Origin of the sequence: Cryomorpha ignava, assembly GCF_010686655.1 — a bacterium.
In the GTDB taxonomy this organism is placed as follows: Bacteria; Bacteroidota; Bacteroidia; order Flavobacteriales_D; family Cryomorphaceae; genus Cryomorpha; species Cryomorpha ignava.
Genome location: NZ_JAAGVY010000139.1, coordinates 1 through 794, shown reverse-complemented (window position 1 = coordinate 794; position 794 = coordinate 1). Strand labels below are relative to the sequence as shown.

At 40.6% G+C, this 794-nt stretch carries 1 protein-coding gene; it reads left to right on the top strand.

The window, feature by feature from the left end; all coding sequences use genetic code 11:
* A partial coding sequence (locus G3O08_RS20770) for a T9SS type A sorting domain-containing protein (RefSeq protein ID WP_163287360.1) occupies positions 1–336 on the top strand: 336 nt, incomplete at its 5' end.
* Positions 337–794 lie beyond the last annotated feature (458 nt).

Here is a 794-nt window from a genome sequence, read left to right as displayed (position 1 = left end):
TTTGACGTGGATGGTGTTGTAGCACTTCACAATTGTGAAGATGGCGACACTCCTGCTCAATTTGCTCCAGCATCTCAAAGCGAGCTTACCTCTTTCCCGAACCCTACATCAGGGCCTTCGCAAGTGGTATTTGTAACTGCAGAAACCAGCCGTACGCTTGTAGAAGTGTATGACATGAATGGACGCAATGTTGCAACGCTATTTAATGCAGAAGCACAACAAGGTGAAGAGTACAGATTAGATTTCGATGGTGCTGCACTTCCTAACGGTGTGTACATCTACAGAATGATAACTGCTAATGAAACGATCATTAACAAATTTATGATCGCCAAATAAGTATAGAGATTCTGAAAATTGGCTCAATAGCCAACAATAGAATCTTCTTAAACTAAGTAGAATCCCGGTTGCCGAAAGGTAGCCGGGATTTTTTTTTGAATGAATGATTGATTACTCGTTTAGAAGATCAGTAAAATGAAAAGAGGGAAACACACCTATATTGATGTGAAATTGCCTCGAAAATTTGGGCAGGCTGCACTACGGGAGGTTATTCCCCTTTTTCAGCGGGGCACTTTTGTTGGTCGCTCCCTACATTAAACTAATAACCTAAGTTCGACTATTATTAAGGAATTCAGATTTTCATACATTTCAATAGACAAGGCGTCTTTATAAAGATATAGCGAGCTATATCGAGTGAAGACATCGTTGGATACTGAAATTTAGAGGAAAGAATTTTACATTCCACCTCAACTAAGCGTAGCTGTCTCACGTGGTCATTGAGCGCAGTCGAAATCCAG